General features: G+C 35.9%; 13 protein-coding genes and 1 riboswitch. Of the genes, 11 read left to right on the forward strand and 2 right to left on the reverse strand.

Annotated elements, in window-relative coordinates; translation table 11 throughout:
* The first annotated feature begins 195 nt into the window (after nt 1-195).
* The gene (locus tag ACXAGS_RS04685; RefSeq protein ID WP_474904971.1) at nt 196-2,154 is read left to right on the forward strand and encodes a sensor histidine kinase; all 1,959 of its coding nucleotides are present in this window, start codon (nt 196-198) and stop codon (nt 2,152-2,154) included.
* Between the two features lies 1 nt (nt 2,155).
* Here the strand turns inward: ACXAGS_RS04685 and ACXAGS_RS04690 are convergent, their stop codons facing one another.
* On the reverse strand, nt 2,156-2,944 hold the full coding sequence (locus ACXAGS_RS04690) for an SDR family oxidoreductase (protein WP_474904972.1): 789 nt from the start codon (nt 2,942-2,944) through the stop codon (nt 2,156-2,158).
* A 45-nt stretch (nt 2,945-2,989) separates the two neighbouring features.
* Between ACXAGS_RS04690 and ACXAGS_RS04695 the strand changes: the two genes are divergently transcribed.
* The 8 genes from ACXAGS_RS04695 to ACXAGS_RS04730 all read left to right on the forward strand — a co-directional run bounded on the left by ACXAGS_RS04695 (nt 2,990) and on the right by ACXAGS_RS04730 (nt 10,290).
* On the forward strand, nt 2,990-4,042 hold the full coding sequence (locus tag ACXAGS_RS04695; RefSeq protein WP_474904974.1) for an o-succinylbenzoate synthase: 1,053 nt from the start codon (nt 2,990-2,992) through the stop codon (nt 4,040-4,042).
* Nucleotides 4,033-4,965 (forward strand): lysostaphin resistance A-like protein, encoded by a 933-nt coding sequence (locus ACXAGS_RS04700; RefSeq protein WP_474904975.1) that lies wholly within the window; start codon nt 4,033-4,035, stop codon nt 4,963-4,965. The genes ACXAGS_RS04695 and ACXAGS_RS04700 overlap by 10 nt, the downstream gene beginning before the upstream one ends.
* Nucleotides 4,937-6,001, forward strand: a complete 1,065-nt coding sequence (locus tag ACXAGS_RS04705) for an AMP-binding protein (RefSeq protein WP_474904976.1) — start codon at nt 4,937-4,939, stop codon at nt 5,999-6,001. The genes ACXAGS_RS04700 and ACXAGS_RS04705 overlap by 29 nt, the downstream gene beginning before the upstream one ends.
* Nucleotides 6,002-6,033: 32 nt before the next feature.
* The gene (locus tag ACXAGS_RS04710; protein WP_474904977.1) at nt 6,034-7,380 is read left to right on the forward strand and encodes a M24 family metallopeptidase; all 1,347 of its coding nucleotides are present in this window, start codon (nt 6,034-6,036) and stop codon (nt 7,378-7,380) included.
* 68 nt (nt 7,381-7,448) lie between these two features.
* Nucleotides 7,449-7,542: riboswitch (TPP riboswitch) on the forward strand.
* Nucleotides 7,543-7,602: 60 nt separating this feature from the next.
* Entirely contained in the window at nt 7,603-8,331 is a 729-nt protein-coding gene (locus tag ACXAGS_RS04715; protein ID WP_474904978.1) for a class I SAM-dependent methyltransferase, read from the forward strand.
* Nucleotides 8,331-9,392, forward strand: coding sequence for an AIR synthase-related protein (locus ACXAGS_RS04720; RefSeq protein ID WP_474904979.1), 1,062 nt, complete (start codon nt 8,331-8,333; stop codon nt 9,390-9,392). The genes ACXAGS_RS04715 and ACXAGS_RS04720 overlap by 1 nt, the downstream gene beginning before the upstream one ends.
* Nucleotides 9,383-10,015 (forward strand): thiamine phosphate synthase, encoded by a 633-nt coding sequence (locus ACXAGS_RS04725; protein WP_474904980.1) that lies wholly within the window; start codon nt 9,383-9,385, stop codon nt 10,013-10,015. The genes ACXAGS_RS04720 and ACXAGS_RS04725 overlap by 10 nt, the downstream gene beginning before the upstream one ends.
* Nucleotides 10,012-10,290: a Trm112 family protein gene (locus ACXAGS_RS04730; RefSeq protein WP_474904981.1), complete on the forward strand. Its 279-nt coding sequence runs from the start codon at nt 10,012-10,014 to the stop codon at nt 10,288-10,290. The genes ACXAGS_RS04725 and ACXAGS_RS04730 overlap by 4 nt, the downstream gene beginning before the upstream one ends.
* 10 nt (nt 10,291-10,300) lie before the next feature.
* On the opposite strand, the gene ACXAGS_RS04735 is transcribed toward ACXAGS_RS04730, so the two are convergent.
* Complete coding sequence (locus ACXAGS_RS04735) at nt 10,301-11,929, reverse strand: acyl-CoA carboxylase subunit beta (protein WP_474904983.1); 1,629 nt, start codon at nt 11,927-11,929, stop codon at nt 10,301-10,303.
* Between the two features lie 74 nt (nt 11,930-12,003).
* On the opposite strand from ACXAGS_RS04735, the gene ACXAGS_RS04740 reads away from it, so the two are divergent.
* Together ACXAGS_RS04740 and ACXAGS_RS04745 are read left to right on the forward strand one after the other, a co-directional pair.
* Nucleotides 12,004-12,981, forward strand: a complete 978-nt coding sequence (locus tag ACXAGS_RS04740) for a Gfo/Idh/MocA family protein (protein ID WP_474904985.1) — start codon at nt 12,004-12,006, stop codon at nt 12,979-12,981.
* 49 nt (nt 12,982-13,030) lie between these two features.
* Nucleotides 13,031-13,207 (forward strand): CAL67264 family membrane protein, encoded by a 177-nt coding sequence (locus tag ACXAGS_RS04745; protein WP_095529367.1) that lies wholly within the window; start codon nt 13,031-13,033, stop codon nt 13,205-13,207.
* Nucleotides 13,208-13,224: the final 17 nt, after the last annotated feature.

The following is a 13,224-nucleotide window of genomic DNA, read 5'->3' on the forward strand; positions in this document are numbered from 1 at the left end:
AATCCCATATGCACAGTCTTTATTTAAAACTTAAAGTTTTTAACTCCTTTGCACACTAAAAGGATATAAGTTTTAGTTATTTAACCACCTTGTGCTTAGCAATTACAGCAAAAATTGAAATAACCAATTGTCTGGTTGCATGTTTAGTTTAGTTGTAAAAATTGGAAAGAGAAACTATAGTTACGAGAATAACATATGAAACCCAAACAAACATTAGTAGTATTAACCTATTTGGTTGCAGCCATTCTTAGCTTGCCCATGCAAGCACAAAATTCTCAAGAGGTAGATCCGTTAGAAACCTTTACTTCTTTAGAAGGGGCCCAAAACAAATTAGACTACTTTTTTAACACTCCCAACAGGTACACAGAAAACTCCGCCTATGATTGGTTAGAGTCCGTCAAAGTATCATTAAGTACTTCAGAAAAAACAAACGATACCATTGGTATACTGGCTTATAAATTAATGGAAGCCAAATTGTATAGTGATATTGGCGATAATGATAAAAGCATAGCAATAGCCAAGGAATTATATAATGGTACAGACAGTTTGGAGCTTGATAAAATGTCTTTGTTATTGGAATTGATGGATGAAAATTACCAACGACTCCAAATGTATGATAAGCAAATTGAAATAAGGGAATTAAAGAAGAGCTTGGGGCTAACAGAAAACGTAGCCTACCATGACATATATGCTAGTATGGGGTTGTATAGGCAGGCAATGAAGCAGTATATTATGGATGTAAAACCAACTATTCCTGATAACGACTATTTTGCTTTTGCACAATTTCACAACAAAATTGGATATTTCTTGTATCAAGATAAATCTGCGCCTACGGCTCTCACGGAATTCAATAAATCCATTTCATTCCTTAATCTATATATAAATGACATTTCTATCCAGAAAACGGAAATGGATATTTTTAATAGTGAGGCATTACGGGCAGAAGTAGAGGGCAATATTGGTAAAAGCCAAGTACTTTTAAAACAATTTATTGAAGCTATACCCAACCTTAATAACAGTATAAAAACTTTTAAAGAGTTTAATCACGGAAAATTTACAAGTCAGATTACCGAAAACACCTTAAATCTGGCCGAGGCGCATTTGCAGTTAGATAATAACCGTACCGCAAAAAAACTTTTAGAAGAGGAATTTGAAGAAATGACCGTGGAGCAGCGTATTAAACGCAATAGGCTATTGGCTCAATATTATGACAAAATAGAAAATTACAAAAGTGCTGCTCAGTTTTACAAGAAAAATGCTTTTATAAAAGATTCATTAAAAGCTAATGAAGTATCTATTTTAAAACAACAATTGGTTGCTATTGTGGGCACCTCGGACTTAGAGAACTCTAGAAAGCTTATTGCTGAGCAAAAAATGGCTAATGAGAAAATTAGAAGTGACCTTAAAGCGCAGGGAGAGCGAATCTATTTAGTATTGATATCCTTGATATTTACGGTTTTGGGTCTTATTGGTCTAGTGTATGCTTATGCCAAGAGTATTAAAAACCAACGTTTAATTGCGGAACAAAAGCACTTTATAGAAGATTCCTTAAAAGAAAAAGAATCGTTGTTAAGGGAAATTCACCATAGGGTTAAGAACAATTTACAAATGGTATCTAGTTTATTGAGCTTACAGACTCGTAATACCAAGAGTAAAGCTGCCATTGCTGCTTTAGAAGAAGGAAAAAGTAGGGTAAAAGCCATGGCGTTAATCCATCAAAAACTATATCAAAACGAAGACCTTTCTTACATTGAGATGCAGGGTTATATAGAAAGCTTAATCAATAGTGTACAATCTGTATTTAAAAAGGGAGGGCATAACATAAGCATCACGGTAGATGCAGAAGGGACCGAACTGGATATTGATAGAGCAATACCTTTTGGGCTTATTTTAAACGAATTGGTTTCCAATACGTTTAAATACGCATTCCCAGATGGTGATGATAACGGCAAAATTTACATACACTTGCGTAAAGATGGTGATAAAGGATATTTTGAATATTCCGATAACGGGGTAGGTTTACCAGAAGATATGGACGAACGTACCAATACCTCTATGGGCTTTAGATTAATTAACAGATTGGTAAATCAACTACAATCTAAACTTAATGTAGACCATACAAAAGAAGGTGTCCGTTTTTGGTTCAATTTTTAAATTATCGCACCGTACTTTTAAGTACTAACTTGTGGAGTAATTTTGGAAAAAATCGTTTTAGATAAATGCCCAGTAGTTCTTTTCCACCAATGTAAGTTTCAAATTTTTTCTTTTGTAAAGCCAATCTAATTTTTCTAGCAGCAAGCTTAGGAGATAAGCCTGCCTTTGTTGCTTTATCATCTGTACCTTGTTTTTGTCCAGAACTTGTTAAGGCATTCTTTGCAATTGATGTGGCAACAAATCCAGGGCAAATTAGGGTTACACTTATGCCGTCTTTTTGGTGCTCTAAACGTAAGGCATCAAAAAAACCATGTAGGGCATGTTTAGCGCCACAATATCCAGATCGGTAGGGTGATGCAAATTTGCCCATTAAACTAGTAACCACACCAATTTTACCATGCTTTTGTTTTATGAAATAAGGTAGTAGTGCCTTGGTCAAAGCTACGGTTCCTAAATAGTTAATACGCATTAGTTTTTCATATACTGTTAAGGAGGTGTCTACAATTAAAGACCTTTGGCTAATACCAGCATTGTTAATTAAGATGTCTATTCTTCCATAAAGATTAAAAGCTTTTTCAGCTTTTTGTTCCATGGTGTCAAGCTCGTTTAAATCTAAAGGCAAAATGGCTGTACCTGTTTTATCTTTAACTGAGTTTGCAATGGCAGTTAATTTATCGGCACTACGGGCAGAAAGTATAATGTTATAATCTAAGCTAGCATATTCGTACACTAAGGCTTCTCCTATACCTGAAGACGCGCCTGTAATCCAAACTACTTTTTTTTCGGTCATTTTAATTCTAGTAAAAAAGGTAATATACTTAAATTTGTTAAGGCTATGAAAGCATTCTATAAAAGGTATATTTTAAATTTTAAAAGACCAAGTGGTACTTCAAGAGGAGTGCTTACCCAAAAAGAAACTTGGTTTATTATCTTAGACGAAAACGGTAAAAAGGGTATTGGCGAATGCGGTATTCTAAGAGGTTTAAGTATAGATGATAGACCGGATTATGAAAAGAAGCTTCAATATGTTTGTTCTAACATCCATTTAGGCCTTTCCAAATTATTAGAAGAGTTGGAAGAATTTCCGTCCATTCAGTTTGGTTTAGAACAAGCATTTTTGTCAATAAACAGCATTTCTCCTTTTGAATTATTTACATCTGATTTTGTTCAAAATGAAGCACCTATCAATATTAACGGACTTATTTGGATGGGCGATACATCTTTTATGTTAGAGCAGATTCAGCAAAAAATAGACGAAGGTTTTCATTGTATTAAAATGAAAATTGGCGCCATAGATTTTAATACTGAAATAGCTCTATTAAAGTCCATAAGAAAACGATTTTCTGCATCGGAAATAGAATTGAGAGTTGATGCCAACGGAGCTTTTGGCCCTTCTAATGCTTTAGAAAGATTAACGGTTTTGGCTCAACTTGATTTACATTCAATAGAACAACCAATAAAGCAAGGACAACGGCAAGCCATGTCTACCTTATGCAGTAATTCACCACTACCTATAGCCCTTGATGAAGAGTTGATTGGGATATTTAGGTATGAGGACAAAACCGCTTTGTTAGAAACCATAAAACCCCAATACATTATCTTAAAACCAAGCTTGGTGGGTGGTTTTAAAGGTTCAAAAGAATGGATAGCCATTGCTGAATCTTTAGGAGTTAAATGGTGGATTACAAGCGCATTAGAGAGCAATATAGGATTAAATGCCATTGCACAATGGACCGCAACATTAGAAACAACAATGCCGCAAGGCTTGGGAACAGGCAGTCTTTTTACCAATAATTTTGATTCTCCCTTAACCGTTAGCCAAGGAAAGTTGTTTTATAGAAATGACTTATCTTGGCAAGATAATCTAATCAACTCCTTATGTATATAGAACAAGGTTACAAAAGTACCCCTGGTTTATGGAAGTTTTTTGTGCTACCTATTGGTTTCATTGGTTTTATGCTACTCAATTATATTGCTACTTTAATGAGCAATATGGATGTAGAAGCCTCAATGGCTATGCTTATAGATAAGCTGGGTAAAAATATTACCTTAATTTTTCTATTGGCACCATTAGTGGCTGGTTTATTTGTAGTTCTAGGTTGGGTGCTTCTAGTACATAGGCAGAGTATTACGGCCTTAACTACGTCTAGGAAAAAAATTGATTGGAAGAGGGTATTTTTTGCATTTGGAGTATGGGGTACATTAACGGTTATTTTAACCATGACAGATATATTTATGTCTCCAGAAAATTATGTGTTTACTTTTCAGCTAACTAAATTTATACCCATGGCAGTAATTGCCATTTTATTGGTGCCTTTACAAACTAGTTTTGAAGAATATATGTTTAGAGCCCACATGATGCAGGGCCTAGGTTTATTAGCGAAAAACAGGTGGGTTCCTTTATTTACCACCTCAATTATTTTTGGTTTAATGCATATTGCCAATCCTGAAGTAGGCAAATTGGGAATGGGTATTATGGTATACTACATTGGAACCGGATTTTTTCTAGGAATAATAACCCTTATGGACGAGGGGTTGGAATTGGCCTTGGGTTTTCATGCTGCCAATAACTTAATTTCAGCCTTATTATTAACGGCAGAATGGACTGCTTTTCAAACAGATTCCATTTATACAGATGTTTCAGAGCCTATTCTAGGTTGGGATGTATTGGTTCCCGTATTGGTTATTTTTCCAATACTGTTAGCATTATTTGGAAAAATCTACAATTGGAAAAATTGGAAAGAAAAATTGTTTGGTAGGGTTTTAACTAAAGAAGAATTTTTTGCAAAAGAGAACGCAACTACATCCTGATTTTAAATTAAACGGGAAATCATTTTCTGAAGATGCTTTGCTGAGCTTTGCAAAGCTAGAACAAGCTTCAGATATAGATTATAGGGTTGCAGTTGGTGATTTTATAGTGGATTGGTTATCAGAAACCGATTCGGTAAAGGTATTTACCTCAGGTTCTACCGGAAATCCAAAACCAATCGTTTTGCAAAAGGAAAATATGATAAACTCTGCATTGGCAACAGGTGAATTCTTCAATCTGAAACCCGGCCATTCTGCTCTATTGTGCCTGTCAGCAGCTTACATTGCTGGTAAAATGATGCTGGTAAGGGCTATGGTACTCGGTTTAAATTTAGTAATCGTATCTCCCTCTAATAATCCTTTAAAAAATGTAGCAGTAAATTTCGATTTTGTAGCGATGGTTCCGTTACAGGTTACTGGCAGCATATTTTTTTTAAACAATGTAAAAACGCTGATTATAGGAGGAGCCCCGGTATCTGAAAAACTGAAAGAGCAATTATTAGTTTTAAATACCAATTGCTTTGAAACCTATGGGATGACGGAGACAATAACACATATTGCCGCTAAGAATATTAAAAATTCTAATTTTTTTAAAGTTTTACCAGAGGTTGAAATTGAAAAAGACCACAGAGGTTGTCTAGTAATTAAGGCTCCCAAAGTTTCAAATGACGTTATACGGACCAATGATTTAGTTGAACTAAAAGGAAGCCATATGTTTAAATGGTTAGGAAGATGGGATAACGTCATCAATAGCGGTGGTATTAAATTGATTCCTGAGGTGATAGAGGATAAGTTAAAAGCACTTATTCCAAACCGTTTTTTTTTATTTGGAGTAAAGGATGAACTATTGGGTCAAAAACTATGTTTGCTTATAGAACAAGAATCAGTTGAAAACAAAAATATATTGGATAGTATAAAACAACATTCCAATTTATCCAGATTTGAAATGCCAAAATCAGTTTACACACTAGCTAAATTTGAAGAAACTGAAACGGGTAAAGTAAAAAGGCAAGCCACAATAGATAAATTATTTCTGTAATTTCAGCACCAATCAAAATCAACCAATTCAAAATGAAAAATTTTAAATTATTATTGGTATTCTTTATATCTACTCTATGTTTTTCGCAACAAATTGTTTCTGAAAAAGAAAGAGCACAAATTGTAGATGAAATTTTGGAAGAACGCTTCAATGTTCTTTTGCCAGAGTTAATGGATAAAACCAACATAGATATGTGGTTGGTTATTTCAAGGGAGTATAATGAAGACCCTGTTATTAAAACTATGTTACCCGCAACTTGGTTAAATGCTAGGCGTAGAACAATTTTGTTGTTTTACAGGGATAAAACCAAAAATACGATAGAAAAATTAGCTGTTGCCCGTTACAATGTGGGCAAAAGTATAGTTTCGGCCTGGGATTTAGAAAAGCAACCTGATCAATGGCAACGACTTGTAGAATTGATAGAAGCCCGGAATCCAAATACTATTGCCCTAAATTTTTCTAAAGACCACAATATAGCAGACGGCTTGGTAAAAACAGATTATGAAGAATTTTTAGCCGCTTTGCCAAAAAAGTACCATTCTAAAATTACTTCTGCGGAACAGTTGGCCGTTAGGTGGATAGAAACCAGAACCGAAAGAGAAATGGTAATCTACAATCAATTGGTAGATATTACCCACGATATTATTGCAGAAGCATTTTCAGAAAAAGTAATAACCCCTGGTTTTACAACTACTACAGATGTAGAATGGTGGATGCGACAAAAGGTTACGGATTTAGGCTTAGAAACATGGTTTCACCCAACAGTTGATGTGCAAAGAACTAGCGATGAATTAGTAGGCCACCTATATTCCTTTTCGGGCAGACCAGAAGACATGGTTATTATGCCCGGAGACTTGGTGCATTGTGATTTTGGAATAACCTATTTGCGTTTAAATACGGATTGTCAAGAATTAGCCTACGTTTTAAAGCCAAATGAAACCCAAGCACCTAAATTTCTTGTAGACGCTTTAAAGGAGGGTAATAAAGTACAAGACTTTTTAACTAATAATATGATTAAGGGACATACTGGAAATGAAATTTTAGCAAAATCTTTGAAAGAAGCTAAGGAAGCAGGGCTTCAACCAGCTATTTATACACACCCGTTAGGTCTTTACGGGCATTCTGCAGGTACAACAATTGGCATGTGGGATGCACAAGGTGGTGTGTTTAAGGACGATGGTGAAAATTATCCGTTAAACCCAAATACGGTTTATGCTATTGAGCTTAATACCACAGTTAATATTCCGGAATGGAAACGGGATATCAGAATAATGTTAGAAGAAGCTGGATTTTACGGTAAAGACGGATTTAGATACGTTAATGGCAGACAAACAAATTTGATGCTTATACCTAGGGTTAAATCGCAATTGGGGCAATAATAAATTTAAAGAGACAAATCAATTTTTAAATCAAGAATTGATTATATCCTTAAAAGGTTTGTACCTTAGCTTATAACTCGGGGTGCTCTTAATTGGGGCTGAGAATATACCCGTAAACCTGAACTGGATAATACCAGCGTAGGAAAGTTAAGGACAATTTGTTCTGCATAGAACCTATACTACTTATCTAGCTTCAGGTGTATAATTAAAGTATACCTGAATATGAGTGATTTACAAGAAAAAGAAAGTTTTCAATTAGTTACCCAGAATTTGCAACAATGGCAAGGTAGGGACGAATGGTTTTTTAATAGAAAATATACTGATACTTACGAAGAGTATTACGAAGGGCCATACAAAAGAGCAGAAGTTTGGCAGAAAAAAGTATTGGCCTCATTGGTAAAGAGCGATGACCGTATTAATACCCTATTAGAATTTGGTTGCGGAACTACTAGATTTACACGTTGGTGGCAAGAAATTGGAATAAATGCATGTGGTGGTGATATTTCACCCTTTATGCTAGGCCAAGCGGCCCAACGTTTTCAGGGCGATTTGGTTATGGCAGATAGTCATCACATGCCCTTTAAAGACCATACGTTTGATGTTTTGGCATTTGTAACCACTTTTGAATATTACAAAGACCCGGTTAAGGTAATACAAGAAGCGGTAAGGGTAGGTAAATACGGAATTGTTTTTGGTATGATGAACCGAAACACCCCGAAATTGATTAGACGTAGGGTGCAGCAACAGTTTGGCAAAAACCATTTTTATGTTACCGCAAACTTTTACACGCCAAAAACCTTAACAGCGGTTATAGATAAAGCACTCAAGGGTAGGGATTATACCATTAATTGGACAACTACAGGTTTACCTAAATGGTTTCCAGTACAACAGTGGAACGTACCTGTTGGGGATTTTTTTGGATTGCATGTTAAACTAAATGATGTGGACTAATGAGTAAAGATTTACCGTTAGGCAAAATAACCAGTAGCGGGTTTAAAAAAATGGTTTTTCCGTTAACGGGAGCTAAAAGAGAAACCGTGATTAAAGGTCCTAAGTTTGGTGTAGATACAGCAGTTATAGATATAGGTAGCGGCATGGCTTTAGCAACCAGTAGCGATCCTTTGTCCTTAATTCCTTCTATGGGGTTAAAAAAATCTGCTTGGATATCCGTACAACTTTTAGCCAATGATATGGCTACTACTGGATTTAAACCGCAATATGCGCAGTTTGTTTTAAATCTACCAGCATCTATGTCCAATACAGATTTTGAACAGTACTGGAAATATATTCATGAATTTTCTGAGCGATTAGGAATTGCCATTACAGGAGGTCATACTTGCAAAATAGAAGGACAACAAAGCACCATATCCGGAGGGGGAACCATGTTCTTGACCGCTCCAAAAAATGAAATTTTAACAAGTGATGGGGTACAAGAAGGTGATGCCATTATTGTGACCAAAAGTGCGGCGTTCAGTTCGTCCGCTATTTTAGCAGGTAGCTTCCCAAATAAAGTAAGTGATGCATTAGGAGTGGAAATTCAAAAATTAGCTGCAAATCAATTTTACAAAACTTCGGTGGTAGAAGAAGCTGTAATGGCACGTGAACTACTTAAACCTAATGTTGAGCTTCATGCCATGCATGATGTAACGGAAGGTGGTGTTGTGGGAGGACTTTTGGAGGTAGCGGAAGCCTGTGGTATCGGTTTCAATATTAAGGACGAATTAATTCCTTTAGGCGACACACAAAAGGCTATTACGCGGTTATTTGAAATTGACCATAGGTTTGCTTTAGGAACTGGGGCTATGTTAATAATGGTTCAGCAAGAAAAAGCCGAAAATTTGATTCAACATTTAACCAAGCATAAAATTGAAGCAACACAGATTGGTAATTTTACCAAGTTGGGCAATTTATGTAGGCTAGAAAAAGACCAAATATGGTCTACTATAGAATTTGATGGTATAGATCCATACTGGGGTGCTTATTTTAAAGCTTTAGAAAACGGATGGAGTTAGGATTAAGAGGACTTTATCTTGTTGTAGACCCAGCCCAGTCTTTAGAAGAATTGTTGGATAAAGTAAAAATTGCGTTAGATAATGGCGTTAACCTAGTACAAATATGGAACAACTGGCCTGCAGGTATTTCTATTGAAGAAAAAGTAGACTTGATAGCTCGTTTCTACGAACTAACATCGTACTTTAATAGACCACTTCTATTAAATGAAAATCTGGAGCTAGAACCTTTTATTCAGGTAGATGGTTTTCATTTGGATACCATTCCAAATAATTTTGATAAAACAAATTTTAAGAAAGACTATCTATTTGGAATTACTTGTTCCAATGATTTGGAAGTTATAAAGAAGGCAAAAGCTAATGACATGGATTATATATCTTTCTGTGCCGTTTTTCCTTCCCAATCTGCTATAGATTGCGAACTGGTTTCACTAGAGACCATAGAAAATGCAAGGGCAATGACGAAACTTCCTTTCTTTGTTTCTGGAGGCATCAATCTTAAAACTATTAATAAACTTAAGGCATTCCCTATTCAGGGGGTGGCTATAATTTCTGGAATTATGAAAGCTAATGACTTAGCCACGACCACAAAATCATATGCCCAAATAATACATAAAATATTATGAGAAAAGATTTCCTAAATAAATTGTGCTGCCCTATAGATAAGGCAGACTTAAAAACACAGGTATTTTTGCAAGACGAAGAAGGCCATATAATTGAGGCTTTAATGACTTGTCCCAAATGCAAGCGTTATTACCCGGTAATTTATGGAATTCCAATTATGACCCCAGATGAGTTTAGGGAAAAAGCGCTGGAAGAACCATTACTTAAAAAATGGGATAAATTAGAAACCTTAAATCTTGATGATAATCAAGAGAAAATTCTAGAACTGGACACGTAAAAAAAGGGTGCTACACTTGTAGCACCCCCATGTTAAACTGTTTTTCTATAGGAGCATGGTTAGCCGCCTCTATTCCAGTGCTTATCCATTTTCTCGTGTCCATTGGGTCAATTACAGCATCGGTCCAAATTCTGGCAGCCGCATAATAAGGAGATATTTGTTCATCATAACGCGCTTTAATTTTATCGTACAGTGCTTTTTCTTTTTCCGCATCAAAAGCTTCGCCTTGTTTCTCCAAGGAAGCCTTTTCTATCTGCAACAACACTTTAGCGGCAGAGTTACCACTCATTACCGCCAATTCAGCACTTGGCCAGGCACAAATTAATCTAGGGTCATAAGCTTTTCCGCACATGGCATAATTTCCTGCCCCATAGCTATTACCTATTACAACGGTAAATTTGGGTACTATGGAATTACTCACTGCATTTACCATTTTGGCACCATCTTTTATAATACCACCATGTTCACTTTTACTACCCACCATAAAGCCGGTTACATCTTGCAAGAATACAAGAGGTATTTTCTTTTGATTACAATTTGCTATGAATCGGGTAGCCTTATCCGCAGAATCGGAATAAATAACACCGCCAAACTGCATTTCGCCTTTACCGGTTTTTACCACTTTACGTTGATTAGCAATTATACCAACTGCCCAACCATCTATTCTAGCGTAGCCGGTTAAAATTGTTTTGCCATAGTCTTCTTTATACTGTTCAAATTTAGAATCGTCTACCAAACGTTCAATAATTTCTAACATATCGTATTGGTCTCCTCTAGATTTGGGTAATATTCCAAAAATATCATCTTGGTTTTTTGCTGGTAACTTGGAAGTTTCTCGGTTAAAACCCGCCTTGTCAAAATCACCAATTTTTCCCATGATAGATTTAATCTTATCCAACGCATCCTTATCATCTGCCGCTTTATAATCGGTAACCCCACTTATTTCGCAATGGGTGGTTGCTCCACCTAGGGTTTCATTATCAATTGATTCACCAATTGCAGCTTTCACCAAATAAGATCCAGCGAGAAAAATACTTGCAGTTTTATCTACTATTAGCGCTTCATCGCTCATTATGGGTAAATAAGCACCACCTGCCACACAACTGCCCATTACCGCAGCAATTTGTGTAATTCCCATACTGCTCATTACGGCATTGTTCCTAAAGATTCTGCCAAAATGCTCTTTATCGGGAAAAATTTCGTCTTGCATGGGTAAATAAACACCCGCACTATCTACTAAATAAATTATAGGCAATTTGTTTTCTATGGCAATTTCTTGGGCTCTAAGGTTCTTTTTCCCGGTTATTGGAAACCAAGCTCCAGCTTTCACCGTTGCATCGTTTGCAACAACAATACATTGTTTGCCTTTTATTTTACCAATTTTGACTACTACACCACCAGATGGGCAACCACCGTGTTCCGCATACATATTTCCACCGGCAAAGGCAGCAATTTCTATTGCCTCTTCATCACTATCCAATAAATATGCTATTCTTTCTCTTGCGGTAAGTTTTCCTTTGGCCTTGTGTTTTTCAATACGTTTTGCACCTCCACCTAATTTCACCTTTGCCAGGCGTCTATTAAGGTCTGAACGTAGTAATTTGTTGTAATCTTCGTTTTTGTTAAAATTTAAGTCCATTCAGCGTAAATTGTTGTAAACTCTTGTAAAGATACGGATGATTATTAAGTAACTTTATGCTTAGATTAAGGAGTATGAAAAAAACGAAATGGGGTATAATTGGCCTTGGTAATATAGCGGGAAAATTCGCGAAGGATTTAGCTTTGGTTAAAGAAGCAGAATTAACGGCAGTAGCCTCAAGGGAATTGGAAAAGGCTAAAACGTTTGCAGAAACATTTCGCGCAAAAAGCGCTTATGGTAGTTATAAAGAACTTTTAGTAGAAAGCGAAGCAGAGGTTATTTATATAGCCACGCCACATAATTTTCATTTTGAACATACCATGTTGGCACTACAAAATGGTAAACATGTGTTGTGTGAAAAACCAATTGGGGTAAACAGTAAGCAATTAGAAGATATGATTGCTGTGGCCAAACAAAAAAAACTCTTTTTAATGGAGGCTTTGTGGTCTAGATTTAACCCAACTATTAAAAAAGTTAAAGAATTGGTAGAGCAAGACACTATAGGACCTATAGGTTATGTAAACGCAGACTTTACCTTTTACGGATTAGACCGTGGGGATGGTAAACGTTTATTAAACCCGAATTTGGCTGGGGGTTCCTTGCTAGATATTGGAATTTACCCCTTATTTTTTGCTTATTTGTTTTTGGGTAAGCCAAAAAATATATATGCTAGTGCCAACTTTTATAAAACAGGTATAGAGCAACAAGTTTCTATTATTCTGGATTATGATAATGCCCAAGCCATTTTACATTCTGGTCTGGGAACCCATTTAGAAACCAAGGCAAAAGTGGTAGGGACCACAGGAAGTATTCATATAGGCCAACAGTGGCATATGGCAGAGACCTATAGACTAGAAAAAAATAACGAAATAGAAGAATTCGAAATCCCTACAACGGGCATGGGTTACTACTATGAAATTCTTGAAGTTATGAGCTGTTTAAGCGAGGGTAAAACTGAAAGTGAACTTTGGACCTTACAAGACAGTAGAAATTTACTTAAAATGATGGATGATATTAGAAAAATCATAGGAGTAAAGTTTCCTTTTGAGTAAAATGTTCTATTTTCGGATATTTGTCAACTTTTAAAGAATTTGAAAAATGATGGATAAGAATAAAGTATTAGCTATTGCTACCTTTATTATGATATTGGTAGGCTTAGGTATGATTGCTTTAGGTGCCTTTAAATATGATGAAGTAGCCGGTTATGGTTTTGCAGCCGTGGGTATAGGTTTTTTTGCAGTTGCTTGGGTGTTTAATGCCTTAAAAGGTAGAGTTTAAACAAATTAATTTACGAC

Source organism: Croceivirga sp. ABH4_376, from assembly GCF_056160685.1.

Coding starts and splice junctions, on each gene's coding strand:
- ACXAGS_RS04735 (WP_474904983.1), bottom strand. CDS start 11,929: ATGGACTTAAATTTTAACAAAAACGAAGATTACAACAAATTACTACGT.
- ACXAGS_RS04720 (WP_474904979.1), top strand. CDS start 8,331: ATGAGTAAAGATTTACCGTTAGGCAAAATAACCAGTAGCGGGTTTAAA.
- ACXAGS_RS04745 (WP_095529367.1), top strand. CDS start 13,031: ATGGATAAGAATAAAGTATTAGCTATTGCTACCTTTATTATGATATTG.
- ACXAGS_RS04695 (WP_474904974.1), top strand. CDS start 2,990: ATGAAAGCATTCTATAAAAGGTATATTTTAAATTTTAAAAGACCAAGT.
- ACXAGS_RS04685 (WP_474904971.1), top strand. CDS start 196: ATGAAACCCAAACAAACATTAGTAGTATTAACCTATTTGGTTGCAGCC.
- ACXAGS_RS04715 (WP_474904978.1), top strand. CDS start 7,603: ATGAGTGATTTACAAGAAAAAGAAAGTTTTCAATTAGTTACCCAGAAT.
- ACXAGS_RS04740 (WP_474904985.1), top strand. CDS start 12,004: ATGAAAAAAACGAAATGGGGTATAATTGGCCTTGGTAATATAGCGGGA.
- ACXAGS_RS04700 (WP_474904975.1), top strand. CDS start 4,033: ATGTATATAGAACAAGGTTACAAAAGTACCCCTGGTTTATGGAAGTTT.
- ACXAGS_RS04710 (WP_474904977.1), top strand. CDS start 6,034: ATGAAAAATTTTAAATTATTATTGGTATTCTTTATATCTACTCTATGT.
- ACXAGS_RS04690 (WP_474904972.1), bottom strand. CDS start 2,944: ATGACCGAAAAAAAAGTAGTTTGGATTACAGGCGCGTCTTCAGGTATA.
- ACXAGS_RS04725 (WP_474904980.1), top strand. CDS start 9,383: ATGGAGTTAGGATTAAGAGGACTTTATCTTGTTGTAGACCCAGCCCAG.
- ACXAGS_RS04730 (WP_474904981.1), top strand. CDS start 10,012: ATGAGAAAAGATTTCCTAAATAAATTGTGCTGCCCTATAGATAAGGCA.